The 16279-nt window shown below is 70.4% G+C and carries 20 protein-coding genes; 7 read left to right on the top strand and 13 right to left on the bottom strand.

Annotation, left to right across the window (positions count from 1 at the left end; all coding sequences use genetic code 11):
• Positions 1–8: 8 nt before the first annotated feature.
• Entirely contained in the window at positions 9–992 is a 984-nt protein-coding gene (locus ABFX81_RS19300; RefSeq protein WP_086844671.1) for an amidohydrolase family protein, read from the top strand.
• Between the two features lie 81 nt (positions 993–1073).
• On the opposite strand, the gene ABFX81_RS19295 is transcribed toward ABFX81_RS19300, so the two are convergent.
• The 9 genes from ABFX81_RS19295 to ABFX81_RS19255 all read right to left on the bottom strand — a co-directional run bounded on the left by ABFX81_RS19295 (position 1074) and on the right by ABFX81_RS19255 (position 7219).
• Complete coding sequence (locus tag ABFX81_RS19295) at positions 1074–1415, bottom strand: TcmI family type II polyketide cyclase (RefSeq protein ID WP_086844669.1); 342 nt, start codon at positions 1413–1415, stop codon at positions 1074–1076.
• A gap of 26 nt (positions 1416–1441) precedes the next feature.
• Complete coding sequence (locus tag ABFX81_RS19290) at positions 1442–1921, bottom strand: SRPBCC family protein (RefSeq protein WP_086844667.1); 480 nt, start codon at positions 1919–1921, stop codon at positions 1442–1444.
• A gap of 1 nt (position 1922) precedes the next feature.
• Positions 1923–2180: an acyl carrier protein gene (locus tag ABFX81_RS19285; protein ID WP_020276097.1), complete on the bottom strand. Its 258-nt coding sequence runs from the start codon at positions 2178–2180 to the stop codon at positions 1923–1925.
• Positions 2181–2215: 35 nt separating this feature from the next.
• Complete coding sequence (locus ABFX81_RS19280) at positions 2216–3466, bottom strand: beta-ketoacyl synthase N-terminal-like domain-containing protein (RefSeq protein ID WP_086844665.1); 1251 nt, start codon at positions 3464–3466, stop codon at positions 2216–2218.
• Positions 3463–4731 (bottom strand): beta-ketoacyl-ACP synthase II, encoded by a 1269-nt coding sequence (locus ABFX81_RS19275; protein WP_086844663.1) that lies wholly within the window; start codon positions 4729–4731, stop codon positions 3463–3465. The genes ABFX81_RS19280 and ABFX81_RS19275 overlap by 4 nt, the downstream gene beginning before the upstream one ends.
• On the bottom strand, positions 4728–5192 hold the full coding sequence (locus ABFX81_RS19270) for a cupin domain-containing protein (RefSeq protein WP_086844661.1): 465 nt from the start codon (positions 5190–5192) through the stop codon (positions 4728–4730). Before ABFX81_RS19270 ends, ABFX81_RS19275 begins: the two co-directional genes overlap by 4 nt.
• 58 nt (positions 5193–5250) lie before the next feature.
• Positions 5251–6369, bottom strand: coding sequence for a SchA/CurD-like domain-containing protein (locus tag ABFX81_RS19265; RefSeq protein ID WP_086844659.1), 1119 nt, complete (start codon positions 6367–6369; stop codon positions 5251–5253).
• A 215-nt stretch (positions 6370–6584) separates the two neighbouring features.
• On the bottom strand, positions 6585–6878 hold the full coding sequence (locus ABFX81_RS19260) for an MTH1187 family thiamine-binding protein (protein WP_086844657.1): 294 nt from the start codon (positions 6876–6878) through the stop codon (positions 6585–6587).
• Entirely contained in the window at positions 6875–7219 is a 345-nt protein-coding gene (locus ABFX81_RS19255) for a DUF3817 domain-containing protein (protein WP_086844655.1), read from the bottom strand. Before ABFX81_RS19255 ends, ABFX81_RS19260 begins: the two co-directional genes overlap by 4 nt.
• A gap of 207 nt (positions 7220–7426) precedes the next feature.
• On the opposite strand from ABFX81_RS19255, the gene ABFX81_RS19250 reads away from it, so the two are divergent.
• From ABFX81_RS19250 to ABFX81_RS19235, 4 genes are all read left to right on the top strand, one after another.
• Positions 7427–8059, top strand: a complete 633-nt coding sequence (locus ABFX81_RS19250) for an AIM24 family protein (protein WP_086844653.1) — start codon at positions 7427–7429, stop codon at positions 8057–8059.
• 1 nt (position 8060) lies between these two features.
• The gene (locus tag ABFX81_RS19245) at positions 8061–8711 is read left to right on the top strand and encodes an AIM24 family protein (protein WP_086844651.1); all 651 of its coding nucleotides are present in this window, start codon (positions 8061–8063) and stop codon (positions 8709–8711) included.
• Positions 8708–9508, top strand: a complete 801-nt coding sequence (locus tag ABFX81_RS19240; RefSeq protein ID WP_086844649.1) for an AIM24 family protein — start codon at positions 8708–8710, stop codon at positions 9506–9508. Before ABFX81_RS19245 ends, ABFX81_RS19240 begins: the two co-directional genes overlap by 4 nt.
• Before the next feature lie 116 nt (positions 9509–9624).
• Positions 9625–10101 carry a MarR family winged helix-turn-helix transcriptional regulator gene (locus ABFX81_RS19235; protein ID WP_086844647.1) on the top strand — a complete coding sequence of 159 codons (477 nt, stop codon included), beginning with the start codon at positions 9625–9627 and terminating at the stop codon, positions 10099–10101.
• A gap of 79 nt (positions 10102–10180) precedes the next feature.
• On the opposite strand, the gene ABFX81_RS19230 is transcribed toward ABFX81_RS19235, so the two are convergent.
• Entirely contained in the window at positions 10181–11590 is a 1410-nt protein-coding gene (locus ABFX81_RS19230) for an ATP-binding protein (RefSeq protein ID WP_086844645.1), read from the bottom strand.
• Positions 11587–12255 carry a response regulator gene (locus tag ABFX81_RS19225; RefSeq protein WP_086844643.1) on the bottom strand — a complete coding sequence of 223 codons (669 nt, stop codon included), beginning with the start codon at positions 12253–12255 and terminating at the stop codon, positions 11587–11589. Before ABFX81_RS19225 ends, ABFX81_RS19230 begins: the two co-directional genes overlap by 4 nt.
• Positions 12256–12371: 116 nt before the next feature.
• Here ABFX81_RS19225 and ABFX81_RS19220 point away from each other — a divergent pair, with 116 nt between their 5' ends.
• The gene (locus ABFX81_RS19220; protein WP_086844641.1) at positions 12372–13052 is read left to right on the top strand and encodes a PepSY domain-containing protein; all 681 of its coding nucleotides are present in this window, start codon (positions 12372–12374) and stop codon (positions 13050–13052) included.
• A gap of 331 nt (positions 13053–13383) precedes the next feature.
• Here ABFX81_RS19220 and meaB read toward each other — a convergent pair whose 3' ends face one another.
• The gene (meaB, locus tag ABFX81_RS19215) at positions 13384–14340 is read right to left on the bottom strand and encodes a methylmalonyl Co-A mutase-associated GTPase MeaB (protein ID WP_086844639.1); all 957 of its coding nucleotides are present in this window, start codon (positions 14338–14340) and stop codon (positions 13384–13386) included.
• Positions 14341–14380: 40 nt separating this feature from the next.
• Positions 14381–15580, bottom strand: coding sequence for an acetyl-CoA C-acyltransferase (locus ABFX81_RS19210; protein ID WP_086844638.1), 1200 nt, complete (start codon positions 15578–15580; stop codon positions 14381–14383).
• Positions 15581–15728: 148 nt separating this feature from the next.
• Here ABFX81_RS19210 and mce point away from each other — a divergent pair, with 148 nt between their 5' ends.
• Positions 15729–16169 (top strand): methylmalonyl-CoA epimerase, encoded by a 441-nt coding sequence (gene mce / locus ABFX81_RS19205; protein WP_059417187.1) that lies wholly within the window; start codon positions 15729–15731, stop codon positions 16167–16169.
• Positions 16170–16279: the final 110 nt, after the last annotated feature.

Genomic DNA, 16279 nt, shown 5'->3' with positions numbered 1-16279 from the left:
ACATGCCGATGACATTCGAAGACGGCCCCGTCGCGGGCCGAGTGGACGTCCACCACCATTTCACCGCGCCGGCCTGGCTGGACTGGGCGGACGAACACGGGGTCGTCAACCGCGAGCGGCTGCCCTGGTGGACACGCTGGGACCTGGACGCGGCTCTGGAAGTCATGGACAAGACGGGCATCAGCACCGCCGTCATGACCGTCGCGATGCTCGGACGGTTCCGCGAGCGCGCGGAGCGCCAGGAGAGCGCACGGATCGCCCTGCGTGCGGCGGCCGATGTCGTCGAGGACCATCCCGCGCGCTTCGCCTTCTTCACTCCGGTGTTCCTGGACGACCTGGAACTCTCGCAGTGGAGCCTCCGTTACGGACTCGACGAACTCGGGGCCGTCGGAGTGAGCACGAGAACGAGCATGGACGGTGTCTACCTCGGTGACGCCACCCACGACCGCCTCCTGCGGGAACTGAACGACCGGTCCGCCGTCATCAGCACGCACCCCATGGAAGTGCCGGCCGGAAAGGAGGGCGGTCCCGGACTGCCGGGGATGCCGCCCTTCGTGTGCGACTTCCTCATGGACACCACGCGCGCGGCGATCAACCTGATCCGGAACGGCACCCTGGACCGCTATCCGAATCTCAGCTTCGTCCTTCCCCACGGAGGAGGCTTCCTGCCGTACATGGCCACTCGGCTCGAACTCTTCGGCGGGCACCTCACCCCCGGGATCGAGCCGGGCAGGGTCCGTGACTACCTGCACCGGTTCTACTTCGACACCGCCGGCCCCATGTCTCCCTCCGCCACGCCCACGCTGCTGGCCACGGTGGACCCCAGCCGGATCCTTTTCGGCACGGACTGGCCGCCCACGCCCGCCCAGGTCGTCGCCGACATCGCGGTACCCGCCCTGGACGCCGATCCCTTCGTCTCGCCGGAGCAGCTCAGGGGCATCAACCGGGAGAACGCCCTGCGTCTGCTGCCGGTACTGGCCCGCTCCTCCTAGGCCTGGCCGCACGCACGAGAGAAGGCCGCCGCCCTCGCGGGCGGCGGCCTTCTCTCGTCGGCTTCACCGGGTTCGTCGGCTTCACCGGGTGACCGGGGCCGTGTCTCTCTCCCAGTGGTAGAAGCACTGAGCCATCGCGTCCTTCGGACCGCGCCAGGTCTGCGGGTCGTACGGACTGACGTACGCCTCGAGCTTGCTGCTGATGTCGCGGAACTCGGGGTGCCCGGCCACGCGCGCGATGGCGGGGCCCGGGTCCTGCTCGGCCTCGATGAAGTGCATGTACACATCGCCGAACTGGAAGAGGGAACGCTGGGTCACCCCGACGAGGCGGGGCAGGTCGCCGCGGTCGGAGGCCGCGAAGACCTCGGCGATGTCCGGAGCCGAGTGCGGGGCCATCCGGGCGACGATCAGGGCGTGGTGCATGGAGTCTCCTTACGCGGCGGCGCCGTTCAGGCGGGCGTGACGGGGGAGGTCCGCCGCTCGTCTGCGGCCTGCTCGATGCGGTCGCGGATGAGGGCCATCTGGACGGGCGAGTTGCGGTTGATGATGTCCGTCATCCCGGCGTCGTCGACCGGCGCGTCCGGCCTCATGGCGAAGTCCTGGGTCCAGCGCATCCGGGTGCCGTCGGGGGTCTCTTCGTACTCCCACCGGATGTTCATGTACTCGAACGGACCGGGTTCGATCCGGCGTGCGGTGACGGTGAGCTTGTCCCGGTCGGTGGTCCGTTCCGACACCCAGCTCCACACCTTGCCGTTCTCGTCGGGGTGCATGGTCAGGCGGAAGGTGACCGTGTCGCCCTGCCGGGTCAGCACCTCGGCGTCCGCGTACTCGCTGAACAGCTGCGGCCATCTCTCGATGTCGTTGGTCATGTCCCAGACGAGGTCGAGGGGTGCGGCGATGGTGATCTCGTTCTCGGTGTGCCCTGCCATGTCAGGCTCCTGCCGTGAGCGTGCTGTTGACGAGGTCGAGGAAGTCGCGGGGGGTCTTGCACTTCTCCGCGTCGGTGGGGAGCGCCCGGGCGTGCCGGTTCTCCAGCTCGCCCACGATGCCGAGGAGGCCGAGCGAGTCCAGCCCGAACTCGGCGAAGGGGGTGTCCACCCGGGCTTCGAGGTCGTGCGGGTCGACGGTGACACCGGCGGCCTTCTTCATCAGTGCGGCCAGCTCTTCGAGGGTCACTTCACTGCTCATGCGCGTTCTCCTTTGTCGTACGGATGCGGTGGGCTTCACCGGGCGGCCGGTCCCGGGTCGCGGCGCAGCACCAGCGCCGCGTTGGAGCCCATCAGTCCACGGCTGAGGACCAGGGCCGTGCTCAGTTCGGCCGGGCGCGCCGTCGACGTCACCAGGTCGATGTCGTGGCAGATGTCGAAGACGTTGGGCGTGGGCGGGATCCGCCCTTCTTCCATGGCCATCACCGCGGCCGCGACGTCCAGCAGGGGTGCCCCGCAGTAGGACCGTCCGATGCCGGTCTTGGGAGCCGTGACGGGCACGCGGGTGCCGTGCGGCCCCAGGGCGTCGGCGAGGGCGAGGGCCTCGGCGCGGTCCGCCTCCGGGACACCCATCGCGTCGGCGAAGACCACGTCGATCTCCTCCGGTGCGCAGCCGGCCTCGTCGAGGGCACCGCGGATGGCGTGGGCGAGTCCCTCCCGTGAGCGGTCCCAGCGCGAGGCTCCGGTGAAGGTGGCCGCATGGCCCGCCACGGTGGCGCGGACGTCCGCGTCACGTCGGCGTGCGCGGTCCAGGTCCTCGACGACCAGCACGGCACCGCCCTCCGCCGGAACGAAGCCGCAGGCCGCTGAGGTGAAGGGCCGGTAGGCCCGTGCCGGGTCGTCGACCGTGCTGAGTTCCGGGTACCCGAGCTGGCAGACCATGGAGTACGGAGCGAGCGGTGCTTCGGCCGCCCCGGCCACGACCACGTCGGTCCCCCGCCCCACGGTCCGGGCGGCGTGCGCGACGGCGTCCAGGCCGCCGGCCTCGTCGCTCGCCACCACGCCGCAGGGGCCCTTGAATCCGCTGCGGATCGATATCTGGCCGGTGCTGGCCGCGTAGAACCAGGCGATGGACTGGTAGGGACCGACGAACCGGGACCCCTGCCCCCACAGCTTCTGCAGCTCCCGCTGGCCGAATTCACCGCCACCGGATCCGGCGGCGGTGACGACACCGACGGAGTACGGGGAGTCGGTGGCCGCGTCGCTCAGTCCCGCGTCCTTGAGGGCCGCACTCGCGGCGGCCATCGCGAAGTGGCTGAACCGGTCGGTCTGGACGAGGAAGGTCTCCTCGATGAGGGCCGAGGCGTCGAAGCCCCGGACCTCGCCGGCGACGCGGAGCGGAAGGTGCCCGCACCCCTCCCGGGTGATCCGGTCGAGTACGGACAGGCCCTCCTTGACGGACTTCCAGTAGGTCTCCGTGTGCAGACCGTTGGGCGCGACCACACCGATCCCCGTGATGGCGGTGCGGCGGTTCGGCTGAGCACTCATCGTTTCCTCCCGGCCGGCCCCGTCAGGAGCACCGCGGACTGGAACCCGCCGAAGCCGCTGCCCACGGACAGCACGTTGGCGAGCTTGCGCGGGCGTGCGGTGCGCGGTACGTAGTCCAGGTCGCACTCGGGGTCCGGGGTCTCGTAGTTCGCCGTCGGCGGGACCACCTGGTGGGCCAGGGCCAGCACGCAGGCGACGACCTCGATCGCGCCGATCGCACCGAGCGAGTGGCCCACCATGGACTTGATCGAACTCATGGGGGTGTCGTAGGCGTGGGCGCCCAGGGACCGCTTGACCGCGGCGGTCTCGTGACGGTCGTTCTGGCGGGTGCCCGAGCCGTGCGCGTTGACGTAGTCGATGAGTGAGGGATCCAGACGGGCCTGTCCGAGCGCGGTGTCGATGGCCCTGGCCATCTCCAGGCCCTCGCTGGTCAGCCCGGTCATGTGGTACGCGTTGCCGAAGGTGGCGTAGCCGCCGATCTCGCAGTAGACGTGCGCGCCGCGGGCACGGGCGTGTTCGAGCTCCTCCAGGACGAGCACGGCGGAGCCCTCTCCCATGACGAATCCGTCGCGGTGGGCGTCGAAGGGCCGGGAGGCGTGCGCGGGGTCGTCGTTGTTCGGCGATGTCGCCCTGATGGCGTCGAAGCAGGCCATGGTGATCGGGGAGATCGGGGAGTCGGACGCTCCGGCGATGCAGATGTCGGCGCGGCCGTCCTCGATCGTGTGGAAGCCGTAGCCCACCGCGTCGAGTCCGGAGGTGCAGCCGGTCGACACGGTCTGCACCGGCCCCTGGGCGCCGAAGTACTCGGCGACGTCGGACGCGAGGGTGCTGGGCGAGAACGCCCGGTGCAGGTGCGGGCCGGCGGCGCGGTGGTCGACGTCCCAGCGTTGCCCTCGCTCGCTGACCAGGACGTAGTCGTGCTCCAGGCGGGTCGTGCCGCCCACGGCGCTGCCGAGCGAGACGGCCACGCGCCACGGGTCCTCGGCGCCGAAGTCGATGCCGCAGTCGGCCACCGCCTCCGCGGCGGCGACGAGGGCGAACTGTATGTACCGGTCGGCGCGTTCGACCAGGTCGGGATCGAGCCCGTGCGCGAGCGGGTCGAAGTCGCACTCGGCCGCGATACGTGAACGCAGTCCCTCGGGATCGAACAGTGTGATGCCGCGCGTCGCGGTACGGCCGCCCGAGAGGAGGTCCCAGAAGGCCTGCACCCCGATGCCGCCCGGGGCGACGACACCGATGCCGGTGACCGCCACCCGCCGGGTCACGAGGGCACCCCGCGGCGTTCGGGCTGCGCGCCGTCCCCCTGCACGGCCGGGTACGTCTCGCCGCTCGCGTTCCCCGGGACGGCCTCCGTGTCGACGTGGCCCATGCTCGGCTTGGGAGCAAGCGGCCCCAGATGGAAGACCATGCGGGCTTCCACGTCACCGATGTTGCGGAAGCGGTGCCGCATGCCGATGGGGACCATGAGGCCCTGGTCGGCGCGGATCGGGTGTGTCACGTCGTCCAGGTCGACTTCCAGCTCGCCCTGGACGACGTAGACGAACTCCTCCGAGTACGGGTGGTAGTGCTCGCTGATGCGTTCCCCCGGCTGCATGATGGCCAGGCCCATGAACCCGCTCGTGGAACCCACCGTGAGGGGCGTGAGCAGGGTGCGCAGGTCGCCGCCACGCTTGCGGTTGGGCTCGGTCTCGCTGAGGTCCACGATGCGCGGGCGCGTCTTGTACATGGTCCGTCTCCAGGTCGGTCTGTGGGGTTTGTCCTTGGGCGGGTGTGTCCACGGAAGGTCAGGACTGGGCAGCCCTGCGATCGGTGACCAGCGTCATGTCGGTGTGCGCCAGGAGGCGGGTGGCGTCCCGGTCGCCCGAGAGCGGCCCTTCGACGCCGAGTGCGGCGCCGTCGAGCAGGCGGGCCAGCACGGCGGCCTTCCTCTTGCCGTGCAGGCCGAGCACCCTGACCGGATCGGTCTCGGGATCCCGCGTGTCGATGAGACGGACGACCAGGTCGTCCCGGTGGAAGACGGTGCTGCGGTGCACGGGCCCGGCGGGGTCGGCCGCGGCGGTCTCGTCCTGCTGGGCGAGCAGCCGGGCCAGCACCATCCCGCAACCCTCACGGGCCGGGTAGTACAGGGCGTGACGCCGCAGCCCCTCCGGCTCCGGTCCGCCACGCGCCACATGGTGTACGGCCGGCATGGCCGCGCGGATGAAGAAGGCCCGCGCCGAGGCCTGGTCGGTCAGATCCCTGCTCTGTTCCAGGTGCGGATTGAGGGCTTCCTCGACGGCCCGCACCTCCGGCTGACGCGAGACGTGGCGCAGCGCCGTCTGCAGATCGCCCTCCACCTCGACGGTGCGTACGACTCGGTTGCCGTGCATGAACAGCGTCGTGCGGCGCAGTCGGGTGGAGTCGTCGGCGCGGGCCTGGGGCGGCGCGTATCCGGCGAGGATGTCCGCGACCTTCGACTCGGAGCCGGGCTTGACGGTGAACGTCAGCGCATGGCGCGTCACTCCGTCACCCATCCGCACCGGCGCCTGGGCCCCGTCAGCGGTCCCGGCGGTGGGCGGGAGCGCACGCCCGGTCTCACGGACGATGCTGTAACGCATCGACCGGATGTCCCGGACGCAGTCCTGCATGGGCCTGACGGTCTCCAGGTGCTCTTCGCTGTTCACCCAGGCGAGGTACGGCGGCGCTGTCGCCCATTCGCTGGTGATGAGCCACTGGGACGGGTTCTCCACGGACTGGCACAGTTGGTCACCGAGGTGACCGGGAACCGACGCGACCCGGCTGCGCATGTGCTCGTACGCGTCGAGGAACCGCTGCTGGGCGCCTTCGTGGAGATCGACGAGCAGGATGACGCGCAGCCTGGAGCCGTCGAACGCCGACTGGGACGTATACGTCGAAGTGTTCACCGGCAGGCCCTTCCTTCGCTGGGCAGACGGCGGCCGCCGTGTCCGGCAGCGGGACGGCGGTCGGCCCTGAGCCCTCATCGTGGGTCGGTGCGCCGGACTCCGCGAGCCGCACGGGTCATCAGAGGGAACTGCCCGGTGCGCAGGGCACGTTTGCGCCTCGCCAGGACACGAAGAAGCCCCGGCCCATGAAGAGCCGGGGCTGTGGTCCTTACGGTCTACTCGGCGAGATGCCGCTCCACCGTCTCCACCTTGGAGGTGAGCCCGTCCGTCACTCCGGGGCGGATGTCCGCCTTGAGGACCAGGGACACACGCGGAGCCCGCTGCTCGACCGCGGCGACGGCGCGCTTGACGACGTCCATGACCTCGTCCCACTCGCCCTCGATCGAGGTGAACATCGCGTCGGTCCGGTGGGGCAGGCCCGACTCGCGCACCACGCGGACGGCGTCGGCGACGTACTCCCCCACGTCCTCGCCGACGCCCAGCGGCGTCACGGAAAAGGCGACGATCACGCCTTCACCGCCCCTTCCTGGCGCGCCCGGGACGCGATGACCGCGTCCTCGGCCTCACGCCGCAGCTTGCGCTCGGCGAAGAACCCGCCGGCCGGGAGCACCGACAGCACGAAGTACAGCGCGGCGGTCTTCACCGGCCACTTCGTCCGGTTCCACGCGTCGGCCCAGAAGATCACGTACAGGATGAACAGGACACCGTGCACCATGCCCATCACCGGCACGGCGTTGAAGTCCGTGGTCCGCTTCAGCACCGAGCAGATCAGCAGGAGGAGGAAGGAGATCGCCTCGGGGGCCGAGACCAGGCGGAGGCGGCGGATGGCGGTGGCGGTCTTGAGGTCCACGGGTCACCTTCGGTGGGAGAGACGCGGCGGTCTGATCGATCTGAACGGTCTGTGGGGCCTGACGGTTTGTGAACGCACGCACAAGCGTCCGGCCCATTGTGGCAAACCGCTGAGGGCGGACACCCCTAGGGGTGGGGTCAGGGTCGTTCTCCACCCACAGGCCCTGTCCGTGGTGCCCGACCTGCGGCTACCTTCACGTACGTGGCGATGTTCCGACTTCAGAGCAGCAAGGTGCTCGCCGTCGACATGACCGGGGACGCCGTGAAGGCGAAGAACGGCTCGATGGTGGCGTACGACGGCGAGATGGCCTTCAAGAAGCTCAGCGGCGGCGGCGAGGGCATACGAGGCATGGTGACCCGGCGGCTGACCGGTGAGCAGATGACCTTGATGGAGGTGAAAGGGCGGGGGACCTGCTGGTTCGCGGACCGCGCCTCCGAGATCAACCTGGTCGCCGTCCAGGGCGACAAGCTCTACGTGGAGTCGAGCAACCTGCTCGCGACCGACGGCGGGCTGCGCACGGGGACGGAGTTCACCGGCCTGCGCGGCGCCTCGCAGGGCAACGGGCTGTTCACGACGACCGTCGAGGGCCACGGCCAGGCGGCGATCATGTCGGACGGCCCGGCGGTGGTGCTGCGCGTCAGCCCGCAGTACCCGCTGACCGTCGACCCGGGGGCGTACGTAGCGCACCAGGGGAATCTGCGGCAGTCCTTCCAGTCCGGTGTGACGTTCCGCACGCTGCTCGGGGAGGGCGGCGGCGAGGCCTTCCAGATGCGGTTCGAGGGAGACGGGCTGGTGTACGTGCAGCCGAGCGAGCGGAACACGATCGCGGGAGACGTGTGACATGGCCTTCCGGGAGATCAACGCGAAGATGATCGAGGCGACCGTCGCGCCGGGCCGGCGGCTGTTCAGCCAGCGCGGCGCGATGCTCGCCTACCAGGGCGAGGTGTCCTTCACGCCCAGCACGGCCGGCGGGCAGGGCGGACTCATGTCGATGATCGGCCGCCGGGTCGCCGACGAGGACACGCCCCTGATGACGGTCGAGGGCAGCGGCACCGTCCTCTTCGGGCACGGCGGCCACCACGTCCAGGTGATCCAGCTCGCCGGCGACACGCTGTACGTCGAGGCGGACCGTCTCCTGGCCTTCGAGGGCACGCTCCAGCAGGGCACGATGTTCCTGGGCTCGCAGGGCGGCGTCATGGGCATGGTGCGCGGGCAGGTCAGCGGCCAGGGGCTGTTCACGACCACGCTCAAGGGGCACGGGGCCGTCGCGGTCATGGCCCATGGCGGAGTGATCGAGATCCCGGTCACACCCCAGCGGCCGGTGCACGTGGACCCGCAGGCCTACGTCGCCCACCACGGTGACGTCCGCAACAAGCTGTCCACCGCCCTGGGGTGGCGGGACATGGTGGGCCGCGGCTCGGGCGAGGCGTTCCAGCTGGAGCTCAGCGGCAGCGGTGCGGTGTACGTCCAGGCGTCGGAGGAGAAGCTGTGAGCACGTACGGAACCCCGGGCGCCGGCCCCGCGGTCTTCGACCCGGCGACACTGCCGCCCGACGACAACGTCAATCCCTACACCTTCTGCGTGGAACTCAAGGGGAGCCAGTGGTTCCTCCAGAAGGGGAAGATGATCGCCTACTACGGCTCGATCGACTTCAACGGCGTCGGGCACGGCCGGCTGGACCGTCTGGTCCGCACGTCCTTCCATTCGCCACTGCACGCGAGCGACTGGGTCGTGGCGGAGGGTTCGGGCAAGATGCTCCTCGCCGACCGGGCCTTCGACGTGAACTCGTACGACCTCGAGAACGGCAACCTGACCATTCGCTCGGGCAACCTCCTCGCTTTTCAGCCAACTCTGTCGCTGAAGCAATCAATCGTGCCGGGTTTCCTGACCCTCATCGGAACCGGAAAGTTCGTGGCCGCGTCGAACGGCCCGGTGGTGTTCATGGAACCCCCCATCCGGGTCGACCCCCAGGCCCTGGTCGGATGGGCCGACTGCCCCTCGCCGTGCCACCACTACGACCACGGGTACATGACCGGCGTAATGGGCGGTCTACGTGCACTGACGGGCCTCGGCGGGACCTCCGGGGAGGAGCACCAGTTCGAGTTCGTCGGCGCCGGCACGGTCCTGCTCCAGTCCTCCGAGACCCTCATGGCCGAGCACGCCACGGGGGCCGTTCCGCACCAGGCCGGAGTGCCCGGCGGCGGGGCGCACAGCCCCCAGGCGGGCCAGTCCGGCGTACCGCGTCTTCCCGGACAGCTGGGGGACCTCCAGCGTCGCTTCGGGCTGTGAGCGGTAGTCTGCGGAGTGTGACATCGAACGCCTGCGCACCGATGTTCGGCTGGTGCGCTCCGTCACAAGAAAACCCTCACTAGTTCGCCTTTCAACCTTTTAGGTAGACTTCATTCATGGAGACCGAGACGGCCACCCGCTGGCTGACCGATGCGGAGCAGTGCGCTTGGCGCACCCACCTGGAGGTCAACAGGCTGTTGACGTACCAGCTCGAAAAGGACCTGCAGCCGTTCGGCCTGACAATGAACGACTACGAGATCCTGGTGAATCTCTCCGAGTCGGAGGACCAGCGGATGCGGATGAGCGACCTCGCCTCCGCCACCCTCCAGTCCAAGAGCCGCCTCTCGCACCAGATCACTCGCATGGAGAACGCGAACCTGGTCCGGCGGGAGAACTGCGAGTCCGACCGCCGAGGGCTCTACGCGGTCCTCACCGAGCACGGCATGGCGACGATGCAGAAGGTCGCGCCCCACCATGTGGCGTCCGTGCGGAGGCACTTCATCGACCTGCTGTCGCCCGAGGCCCTGACGGAGCTCGACAAGGGCCTCAAGCCCATCGCCGAGCACCTGCGCGGCCAGCGCGGACGCCCGTGACCCGGACGGCGTACCGGGGCCGTGCGGCCCCGGCGCGACGACAGGCCCCGCGTCCGCGGCATGACCCGACCGACACGCCCTAGGCGAGCGGCAGGCGGAGTTCGAACAGGGCTCCGCCCGCGGGCCCCTGGGCGGCCGTGAGCGTGCCGCCGTGGCGTACGGCGACGTCCCGGGCGATGGCGAGCCCCAGCCCGGCACCGCCGTCGTCACGGCTGCGGGCGGCGTCCAGCCGTACGAACCGCTCGAAGATCCGCTCCCGGTCGGACGCGGGCACGCCGTCCCCGTCGTCCGCCACCCCGACCAGGGCCAGGTCACCCTCCCGTCGCACGCTCACGGTGACGGCCGACCGGGCGTGCCGCTGGGCGTTGTCGAGCAGATTGGCCAGGACACGGCCCAACTGCCCGCGCGATCCGGCCACGTTCACCGGCTCCGCGTCCACCGTCACACCCTTCCGCCCCTCGGCGGCCTCCCGGGCCAGCCCGGCGAGGTCGACCTTCGCGTCGCCCGGCCGCTCCCCCGCGTCCAGCCGGGCGAGCAGCAGCAGGTCGGCGGCGAGCCGCTGGAGCCGTACGGTGTCCTCCACGGCCCCGTCGAGGTCCAGCAGCTCGGGATGCGCGGCGGCCACCTCCAGCTGCGTGCGCAGCGAGGCGATCGGGCTCCGCAGCTCGTGGGAGGCGTCGGCGACGAAGCGCCGCTGCCGCTCCACGGAGGTCTCCAGGGCCGCCAGCGTCTCGTTCGTCGTCCGGGCGAGCCGGGCGACCTCGTCGTGCGTCTGCGGCTCCGGGACACGGCGCGCGAGGTCCTGGGAGGCGGTGATCGCGGCCATCTCGCTCCGGATGCCCTCCACCGGCCGCAGCGCCCGCCGGGTGACCAGCCAGGTCACCCCCGCGACGACGCTGAGCAGCAGCGGGAAACCGATCAGCATCACCGTCAGCGCGGTCTGCACGGCCCCGTGCTCGGCGGCCAGCGGTGCACCGGCGTAGACCTTCAGACGCCCCCGGTCGTGGGTCTCGACCTCGATGGCGGCGAACCGGTAGTCCTCCGCGTCGCCGTCGATCGTCGCGGACCCGTTCTTGAAGGTGCTCTCCCCGGCGATCTCCCCCGGTTCGAGGTCCTCTTCGTGGTCGTCGGAGTCGTCGGCGTCGTCCCCGCCGGGCGCCACCGGGGCCTGCGGCTTCACCCGGTCGGAGTCGGTACCGCTGATCTTCTCCAGGTCCTCGCTGGCCGCCACCAGCCGCTTCTTCCCGGCGAGGACCTGGACCGGCCCGTCGTCGCCGTCCAGCCCGGACAGCTTGTCGTACGGCGTCCCGGCGGCGAGCTGGGAGGCGACCGCCCGCGCGGAGCGCTCCGCCCGGGTGCCGGCCTCGCCCATCAGGTTGGACTTCAGGGACAGCAGGACGGCGGCCCCGGCCGCGACGAGCGCCACCGCGACCACGAGCGTGGCTCCCAGTGTGGCCCGCGCCCGGACGGACCCGAACAGCCGCCTCACGGCGACGTCTCCAGCCGGTACCCGGCGCCGCGCACGGTCCGGATCAGCCCCGCCCGCAGCTTCCGCCGCAGGGTGCTGACGTACACCTCGACGATGTTGGGATCCCCGTCGTACGCGAAGTCCCACACGTGTTCGAGGATGTCGGACTTGGACACGACCTCCCCGGCCCGCAGCACGAGGTGCTCCAGCACGGAGAACTCCTTGGCGGTCAGGGCGACCTCGTCCTCCCCCAGGAACACCCGCCGAGCCGCGGTGTCCACCTTCAGGTCTCCGTGCACATGCACGGGCGAGGCCCCGGCACCCACCCCGCGCCGCCGCAGCAGCGCCTTGACCCGGGCGACGAGCACGACGTACGAGAAGGGCTTGGTCAGGTAGTCGTCCGCGCCGGTGTCGAGCCCCTCGGCCTCGTCGTACTCGCCGTCCTTGGCGGTGAGCATCAGGATCGGCACCTCGTGCCCGGCGGCGCGCAGGGCGGCACAGACCCGGTAGCCGTTGAGGCCGGGCAGCATGATGTCGAGGATCACCAGGTCGTACGTGCCCTCCGAGGCCTGGTGCAGGCCCTCCCGTCCGTCGTGGACGACGTCCACGGCATACCCCTCGGCCGTCAGGCCCCTGGCGAGCGACAGGGCCAGCCGCTTCTCGTCCTCCACGATCAACAGGCGCATGGGTAAAGAGTGGCAAAGCCAAGCTGAAGATCCCTTCAGGGGTCTTCAGGTTCCTCTCAGCGTCGGTCAGCCAGATTGGAACACGTCGAAAACGAAACGACTCGGGAGGAATCCGCATGAAGCGCAACATCGTGATCGCCGCTGTGACCGCTGCCGCTCTGATCGGAGGCGGTACGGCCACGGCTCTCGCGACCACGGGAGACGACCAGGGCTCGGCGCGGCAGGCGGCGAACACCCGGCTGTCGGACGACGACGGCCGCGACGACCAGGACGGCGCGGACGCACAGGACGACCGCGACGACGCCAACGGCCGCGACGACGACGCCGCGCGGGCCGCTTCCGCCCACGTGACGGCGTCCGAGGCCATCGCCTCCGCGCTGAAGCACACGCCTGGCACGGCCGTGTCCGCGGAGCTGGACGACGAGGACGACAGCGCCAAGGTGATCTGGAAGGTCGACGTCCTCTCCGGCGACAACGGCTGGCACAGCGTCCGTATCGACCCGTCCAACGGCAAGGTCCTCGGCTCGCACGCCGACGACGACGAGGACGACACGGCTCAGGTGCGGGCGGCGCTCAAGGGCTCTTCCGTGACGGCCGAGGAGGCCGCGAAGGCCGCCGCCGGCAAGGGCACGGTGACGTCCGTCGACCTGGACGAGGACGGCAAGAACAAGTCCTGGGAGGCCGAGACGCACAAGTCCGGCGGCGCCGAGCAGGACTGGAAGATCGACCTCGGCACGGGCAAGGTCACGGCGGACCACTCGGACGACCAGGACGACGACTCCGACGACCAGGACTGATCAGGTCCGGCCGCTTTCCTGCCGCCCCGGCGTCGCTGCTGACGCCGGGGCGTCGAGGTGCTCGGCACTGGTGCTGAGGCCGGGTGGGTCCGCAACCCGGCGGAACGGGGTGCCGCTGCGCCCACCCGTGCCGCCTGGGGGCACCTCCCAGGCCCTTAAGGCACTGAGGGAGGCACGATTGCCCGCAGCTAGGGCGGCCACGACGCGCCCGCACCCGCGAACGCACGGAAGGGGACGTGTCGGGGGGTGTCCGCCCCAGGCGCTACGCGCACCCCACCGAAGCAGCCACAGGCCGCCGCAGGCACCCCGCCCAACCGCGGGAGGCACCCGCTCAGCCCTCCGTCAACCCCGCGACCAGTTCGTCAGCCGCCCGATACGGATCCAGCTCCCCCGCCACGATCCGCTCCGCGAGCGCCCCGAGGCGCCGGTCGCCGTGCAGGTCCCCGATCCGCTCCCGCAGCGCCGTCACCGCGATCGTCTCGACCTCCCGTGCCGCACGGGCCATGCGCCGCTCCGCGAGCACCCCCCGCTCCTCCATCCAGGCCCGGTGCTTCTCCAGGGCCTCGACGACCTCGTCCATGCCCTCCCCGCGCGCGGCGACCGTCTTCACGATGGGCGGGCGCCAGTCCCCGGGACGCCGGGCCTCCCCCAGCCCCAGCATGTGGTTCAGCTCGCGAGCCGTCGCGTCCGCCCCGTCCCGGTCGGCCTTGTTCACGACGTACACGTCACCGATCTCCAGGATCCCGGCCTTGGCCGCCTGGATCCCGTCGCCCATCCCCGGCGCGAGCAGCACGACGGACGTGTCCGCCTGCGAGGCGATCTCCACCTCGGACTGCCCCACACCCACCGTCTCGACGATGATCACGTCACACCCCGCCGCGTCCAGCACCCTGATGGCCTGCGGCGCGGCCCACGCGAGCCCGCCCAGATGCCCGCGCGTGGCCATGGACCGGATGTACACGCCCGGGTCCGACGCGTGCTCCGACATCCGCACCCGGTCCCCGAGCAGCGCACCCCCGGAGAACGGGGACGACGGGTCGACGGCCAGCACGCCGACCCGCTTGTCCTGCTTGCGGTACGCGGTCACCAGCGCCGACGTCGACGTGGACTTTCCGACCCCGGGCGACCCGGTCAGCCCGACCACGTACGCGTTGCCCGCCAGCGGCGCGAGCGCCGCCATGACCTCCCTGAGCTGCGGGGACGCCCCCTCCACCAGGGAGATCAGCCGGGCCACGGCCCGCGGCCGGCCCTCCCTGGCCTGGGCGACCAGCGTGGAGACGTCCTGCATCACAGCTCCGTTCAGATGAGGGAGATCCGAAAACCGGTGCTCAGGCCTTCGGCACCCGCACGATCAGCGCGTCACCCTGACCACCGCCACCGCACAGCGCGGCCGCGCCCACGCCACCGCCGCGCCGCTTCAGCTCCAGCGCGAGGTGCAGCACGAGCCGCGCACCGGACATCCCGATCGGGTGACCCAGGGCAATGGCACCGCCGTTGACATTCACCTTTTCGGTGGACACCCCGAGGTCCTTCATCGACTGCACGGCGACCGCCGCGAACGCCTCGTTGATCTCGATCAGGTCGAGGTCCGAAACCTCAAGACCCTCCTTCTTGAGCGCGTGCAGGATCGCGTTGGACGGCTGGGACTGGAGCGAGTTGTCCGGCCCGGCCACGTTCCCGTGCGCCCCGATCTCGGCGATCCACTCCAGGCCGAGCTCCTGCGCCTTGGCCTTGCTCATCACCACGACGGCGGCGGCACCGTCGGAGATCTGCGACGCCGAGCCGGCCGTGATCGTGCCGTCCTTGGCGAAGGCGGGACGCAGCTTCCCGAGGGACTCCGCGGTGGTGTCGCCCCGGATCCCCTCGTCCTTGCTGAACAGCACCGGGTCGCCCTTGCGCTGCGGGATCTCCACCGGCGTGATCTCGGCCTCGAACAGGCCGTTCTTCTGCGCGGCGGCGGCCCGCTGGTGCGACAGGGCGGCGATCTCGTCCTGCTCGGGCCGCGCGATGCCGAGGCGGGTGTTGTGCTTCTCGGTCGACTCGCCCATGGCGACGCCGTCGAAGGAGTCCGTCAGACCGTCGTGGGCCATGGCGTCGAGCATCTGGATGGCGCCGTACTTGTAGCCCTCGCGGGACTTGGGCAGCAGGTGCGGGGCGTTGGTCATCGACTCCTGGCCGCCCGCGACGATCACGTCGAACTCACCCGCGCGGATCAGCTGGTCGGCGAGCGCGATGGCGTCGAGGCCCGACAGACACACCTTGTTGATGGTCAGCGCCGGCACGTTCATGGGGATACCCGCCTTGACGGCGGCCTGGCGCGCCGGGATCTGCCCCGCCCCGGCCTGGAGCACCTGACCCATGATCACGTACTGCACCTGGTCGCCACCGATCCCCGCACGGTCGAGGGCGGCCTTGATCGCGAAGCCGCCGAGGTCGGCTCCGGAGAAGGACTTCAGCGAACCGAGCAACCGCCCCATGGGCGTACGCGCCCCCGAGACGATCACCGAGCTGGTCGTAGCAGAAGACATGAGCTGCGATCCCCTTACCGGCTGCACAGCCGAGGAGTGAACGAGGGTTTACTTCGAATGTACTGACCGGTACGCCACCCCGTCATCGGGCTGTCGGTGTGATCGCGCGCACGTTGCGTAACCACCTCCGGAGCGCTGCACTGAATCCATGCTGACGCGAATCGACCACATCGGGATCGCCTGTTTCGACCTCGACAAGACCGTCGAGTTCTACCGTGCCACCTACGGCTTCGAGGTGTTCCACTCCGAGGTCAACGAGGAGCAGGGCGTGCGCGAGGCCATGCTCAAGATCAACGATACGTCCGACGGCGGCGCCTCGTACCTCCAGCTCCTGGAGCCGACCCGCGAGGACTCCACCGTCGCGAAGTGGCTGGCGAAGAACGGGGAGGGCGTCCACCACATCGCCTTCGGCACGGCGGACGTGGACGCCGAGGCCGCGGACATCAAGGACAAGGGCGTACGCGTGCTCTACGAAGAGCCGCGACGCGGCTCCATGGGGTCACGGATCACCTTCCTGCACCCCAAGGACTGCCATGGCGTACTGACAGAACTGGTCACTTCGGCGGCCGTTGAGTCACCTGAGCACTGACCCTCGTACATAGGGGCCGGTAGGGTTGGGGGCGGTCGCCGCTCAGCCAGGGTGACCGCGGTCCCGCCGTGCGACGGCAGGACCACCGGGGTCCGGGTTTCGGGGGACGA

It is taken from the genome of Streptomyces coeruleofuscus, from assembly GCF_039532725.1.
Taxonomy (GTDB): Bacteria; Actinomycetota; Actinomycetes; order Streptomycetales; family Streptomycetaceae; genus Streptomyces; species Streptomyces coeruleofuscus.
The sequence above is the reverse complement of the archived record's forward strand: the minus strand, read 5'-3'. Positions and strand labels throughout refer to the sequence as shown.

Coding starts and splice junctions, on each gene's coding strand:
- ABFX81_RS19235 (WP_086844647.1), top strand. CDS start 9,625: ATGGAGACCGAGACGGCCACCCGCTGGCTGACCGATGCGGAGCAGTGC.
- ABFX81_RS19300 (WP_086844671.1), top strand. CDS start 9: ATGACATTCGAAGACGGCCCCGTCGCGGGCCGAGTGGACGTCCACCAC.
- ABFX81_RS19210 (WP_086844638.1), bottom strand. CDS start 15,580: ATGTCTTCTGCTACGACCAGCTCGGTGATCGTCTCGGGGGCGCGTACG.
- meaB (WP_086844639.1), bottom strand. CDS start 14,340: ATGCAGGACGTCTCCACGCTGGTCGCCCAGGCCAGGGAGGGCCGGCCG.
- ABFX81_RS19245 (WP_086844651.1), top strand. CDS start 8,061: ATGGCCTTCCGGGAGATCAACGCGAAGATGATCGAGGCGACCGTCGCG.
- ABFX81_RS19285 (WP_020276097.1), bottom strand. CDS start 2,180: ATGAGCAGTGAAGTGACCCTCGAAGAGCTGGCCGCACTGATGAAGAAG.
- ABFX81_RS19295 (WP_086844669.1), bottom strand. CDS start 1,415: ATGCACCACGCCCTGATCGTCGCCCGGATGGCCCCGCACTCGGCTCCG.
- ABFX81_RS19225 (WP_086844643.1), bottom strand. CDS start 12,255: ATGCGCCTGTTGATCGTGGAGGACGAGAAGCGGCTGGCCCTGTCGCTC.
- ABFX81_RS19270 (WP_086844661.1), bottom strand. CDS start 5,192: ATGTACAAGACGCGCCCGCGCATCGTGGACCTCAGCGAGACCGAGCCC.
- mce (WP_059417187.1), top strand. CDS start 15,729: ATGCTGACGCGAATCGACCACATCGGGATCGCCTGTTTCGACCTCGAC.
- ABFX81_RS19250 (WP_086844653.1), top strand. CDS start 7,427: ATGTTCCGACTTCAGAGCAGCAAGGTGCTCGCCGTCGACATGACCGGG.
- ABFX81_RS19290 (WP_086844667.1), bottom strand. CDS start 1,921: ATGGCAGGGCACACCGAGAACGAGATCACCATCGCCGCACCCCTCGAC.
- ABFX81_RS19280 (WP_086844665.1), bottom strand. CDS start 3,466: ATGAGTGCTCAGCCGAACCGCCGCACCGCCATCACGGGGATCGGTGTG.
- ABFX81_RS19220 (WP_086844641.1), top strand. CDS start 12,372: ATGAAGCGCAACATCGTGATCGCCGCTGTGACCGCTGCCGCTCTGATC.